Origin of the sequence: Paraburkholderia sp. (assembly GCF_035948235.1) — a bacterium.
GTDB lineage: Bacteria > Pseudomonadota > Gammaproteobacteria > Burkholderiales > Burkholderiaceae > Paraburkholderia.
On sequence record NZ_DASZJJ010000314.1, the window covers coordinates 1 to 3,842 of the forward strand.

Sequence of the window (3,842 nt, forward strand, 5' to 3'; positions counted from 1 at the left end):
CGCTTCTACCGCGCACACGAGGTCCCTGCCGCCCGCTGCCCGCGTGAGGACGGTTTCGACGCGCGCATGGGCTTCGTCGACGTGACGCATGGTGGGAAACGAGAAATAGCGCATGGCTTCGGCGTCGGACCAGATCGTGAAGAGCGCGGGCGCATCGCCTGGCCGCAGCGCCCGAATGCGCAGACGCGCCGTGGTCAGCGTGACGGGATCGAACATGTTGGTCTTTTCGTTACTCGTGTTGAACGTGAGGCGAGATCAGCTTTGCCCTTCGTGCCTGAAGCGCTTGAGCACGAGCACGCACAGCGCAGGCAGATGCACCACGCCCATGCCGCCCAGAATCACCACCCACGGCGGCGCGATGGTCCCGGACAGCATCGCCGAAATCGTGCCGAACGCCAGCCCGACCAGCAGCAACACGGCATGCGCGATGAAGCGCTTGCGGCGCGTGGCCGTGAAGCGCGGGATGCTCATGTGAACATAGATCATGACGAGCAGGGCGAGGGTGGCGATGAGGGCAAACATGGCAGTGGAACAGTTGAGCGATGAGTGGACGGCATGTTACGCGAGGCGCGCATTTCCTGTTCGCGTTTTGAGCGCGCGGATTGCTTTACCTCGCCGGCGACGTGACGAATCAAAAATCTCGCGGATCATGCTGGCCGAATGGCGCGCACGGGTCGTTCCTGTATATTGGCCAGCCCCTGAACGACACATCGGAATACCCTCATGAGCGTTTCCCTGCTTGTCCTGATCGAAACTCAACCGGGCAAATCGGCCGAACAACTGAAGGCGTTCGAGCAACTCGCGCCGAAGGTGCGTGCGGAAGCCGGTTGCATCGAGTATCAACTGCATCGCGTGAGCGGTCGGGAAGAGCAGTTCGTGTTGACCGAGACATGGGAATCTGAGGCCGCGCTGGGCGCTCATGACATCGCTGCGCACATGGTCGAAGCCGACGCGGCTAACAAGGCGTTTCGCGCCGGTCCTGCGACCGTGCTGAGATTGACGAAGGTCTAGGCGAATCTGCGGAATCTGAAGATCCAGCTTCTTCCTTCGCAGTAGATTCGGGCGACGTGACAGCAGCGCGCGTCGCCGGTTTGCTCTCCCCGGTTCTCCCCTCCCAATTCCCCAGATTCCGCTTCACGGGCCGATCGTCAGCGTCGGCGCCCCTGCGCCTCGTCGCGCGCGCTCACGCCATCCCGCCCCAAATCTCCTGATCGATCCTTCTACCTATCATGGTATTCCATAATATTGACGGCCTTTTTGTCCGCCGTAACATGGCATACCATAATCTCATGCAAAACGACTTGCAGCCGAGAGAAGACCAGACAGCAGAAAAGCGGGCCTGCCGCCCCAAGGAGTACGAGATGAGCACACCCCATTGCGCCAGTTTCGACACGACCGGCTTTCGCCAGGCGCTAGGCGCCTTCGTGACCGGCGTCACGGTCGTGACGACGATTCAGGCCGACGGCACGCCACGAGGCTTTACCGCCAATTCGTTCACGTCGGTGTCGCTCGATCCGCCCCTCGTGCTGGTTTGCATCGCGAAGAGCGCGGCGAGCTTCGAGGTGTTTTCGCAGGCGCCGCAATTCGCCGTGAGCGTGCTGGCGGAGGATCAGAAGGACGTGTCCGGCGTGTTTGCCTCGAAGAGTCCCGACAAGTTCGCCCAGGTCGCGTGGCAGACGCGCACGACGGGCGCGCCGGTCATGCACGGCGCGGCGGCTCACTTCGACTGCGCAACGCATCAGATGATCGACGCGGGCGACCACATCATCCTGCTTGGTCGCGTGCTCGATTTCGCGCATGCGGGCGTGTCGCCGCTTGGTTACTGCCGCGGCGCTTACGTGAGCTTCAGTCTCTCGCAGGACGCGCTCGCCGCGACGGCGGCCAGCGAGCACGCCCAGGTGGGCGCGATCCTCGAAAACGCGGACGGCATCGTGCTGCTCGAAACGCCGGACGGTCTGCGCCTGCCGCACGGCACGCGGCTCGAAGCGGCCAATGATCCGGCGAGTCTGCGCGGTGTGCTCGCGAGCCTGGGGCTGATTGCGCACCTCGACTTCATTTTTGCCGTGTTCGAGTCGGCGCAGGCCCGACATCGGGCCAATGGCGGCGTGCGCATTTTCTATCGCGGCCGCGTGGTCGCGCAGCGCGGCATGAGCGCGCCCGAATTGCATTTCGTGCCGCTCGCGCAGGTGCCGTGGGATGCGCTATCCGATCCCGCCGAGCGCTCGATGCTCGAACGTTACGTGAAAGAGCGCCACGAAGACGCCTTCGGCATCTATGTCGGCGACAGCGAAGCAGGCACCGTGCAGACGCTCGCGCTTAACTGAACCCTGCCCGAACCCAAACCCGGCGCGCGACGTCATCGCGCCATCGTTGTCATGCAGTCAACTCGCAGTCATTTGATCCGTGGAGAAAGTCATGAGCAGCAGATGGACCCTGTACGCCGCGCCGCTGATCGCGGCAAGCGCGATGATGCTGGCGGCCGCGCCCGCCCTGGCCGCCGATCCGATTGTGTTCACCAGCTGGGGCGGCACCACGCAGTCGTCGCAGCAGAAGAACTGGGCGCAGCCGTTCGCGCAGGCCACCGGCATCAACGTGCTGATGGACGGCCCGACCGACTATGGCAAGTTCAAGGCGATGGTGGAAAGCGGCAACGTCAACTGGGACGTGGTGGATGTGGAGGGCGACTTTGCCTACGCCGCCGCGAAGGATGGCCTGATCGAGCCGATCGATTATTCGGTGGTGAAGAAGGACGAACTGGACCCGCGTTTTTCGTCGCCGCAAGCGGTGGGCAGCTTCTACTACTCGTTTGTGCTGGGCTATAACAAGTCGGCGTTCAAGGGCGCGCAGCCTTCCACCTGGGCCGATCTGTTCGATACGAAGAAATTCCCCGGCAAGCGCACATTCTATAAATGGTCCGCGCCGGGCGTGCTGGAAATCGCGCTGCTCGCCGACGGCGTGCCGCCGAACAAACTCTATCCGCTCGATCTCGACCGCGCGTTCAAGAAGCTCGACACCATCAAGGGCGACATCGTCTGGTGGAGCGGCGGTGCGCAGTCGCAGCAGTTGCTTGCATCGGGCGAGGCGTCGATGGGCATGTTCTGGAACGGCCGTCTGCACGCGCTGCAGGCCACGGGCGTGCCGGTGGGCATTTCGTGGAACCAGAACCTCACGGCCGCCGACATGCTGGTGATCCCGAAGGGCGCGAAGCATCGCGACGAGGCGCTCAAATTCCTTGCGGCCGCAACGAGTCCGCAGGCACAGGCGAAGTTCGCGACCGACACCGGCTATGCGCCGATCAACGTGAAATCGGCCGCGCTGATGACGCCCGCCGTGGCGAAGACGCTGCCGGACCAGTTCACGCAGTCGCAGATCAATCTGGACATGAAGTACTGGGCCGCCAATCGCGATGCCATCGCCAAACGCTGGTACGCGTGGCAAGCAAAATAAGCATAACGAAACAATCGCCGAACCAGTCGTCGAATCGATTGCCTCTGTAACGCGAATAACGGCGTGCGTTCGCGCGCCGTCCCTCCAAGCGGATCGGGAGAGATCATGCCTGAAGTTCTGAGCACCGTCGCCCATGCGCCGGTCGACGCGCCGCCCAAACGGCGCAACTGGCGCAACGCGCGGCTGCTGGCCCCCGCACTGTTGCTGCTTGCGGTCTTTTTCGTGCTGCCGGTGCTGTCGCTGCTGCTGCGCAGCGTGATGGAGCCGACGCCCGGCCTGCACAACTACGCGCAACTGCTCGGGTCGAGCACTTATCTGCGCGTGTTTGCCAATACGTTTCTGGTGGCGGGCGTCGTGACCGTGGTGACGGTCGCGATCGGTTTCCCGACCGCCTG

Annotated in this window: 5 protein-coding genes and 1 pseudogene; 4 read left to right on the top strand and 2 right to left on the bottom strand. The window is 63.3% G+C overall.

Annotated elements, in window-relative coordinates; translation table 11 throughout:
- Positions 1-216: GNAT family N-acetyltransferase (locus VG320_RS27885; protein ID WP_327203301.1), on the bottom strand; the 216-nt coding region annotated here is incomplete at its 3' end.
- Between the two features lie 39 nt (positions 217-255).
- Positions 256-522, bottom strand: coding sequence for a hypothetical protein (locus tag VG320_RS27890; RefSeq protein WP_327203302.1), 267 nt, complete (start codon positions 520-522; stop codon positions 256-258).
- Between the two features lie 201 nt (positions 523-723).
- Between VG320_RS27890 and VG320_RS27895 the strand changes: the two genes are divergently transcribed.
- The 4 genes and pseudogenes from VG320_RS27895 to VG320_RS27910 all read left to right on the top strand — a co-directional run.
- Positions 724-1,011, top strand: a complete 288-nt coding sequence (locus VG320_RS27895) for a putative quinol monooxygenase (protein ID WP_327203303.1) — start codon at positions 724-726, stop codon at positions 1,009-1,011.
- A 350-nt stretch (positions 1,012-1,361) separates the two neighbouring features.
- Complete coding sequence (locus VG320_RS27900; RefSeq protein ID WP_327203304.1) at positions 1,362-2,324, top strand: flavin reductase family protein; 963 nt, start codon at positions 1,362-1,364, stop codon at positions 2,322-2,324.
- A 91-nt stretch (positions 2,325-2,415) separates the two neighbouring features.
- A complete protein-coding gene (locus tag VG320_RS27905; protein ID WP_327203305.1) occupies positions 2,416-3,447 on the top strand; it encodes an ABC transporter substrate-binding protein in 1,032 nt (343 codons plus the stop codon).
- A 105-nt stretch (positions 3,448-3,552) separates the two neighbouring features.
- Positions 3,553-3,842 (top strand): annotated as a pseudogene (locus VG320_RS27910) (ABC transporter permease); the annotation flags it as partial.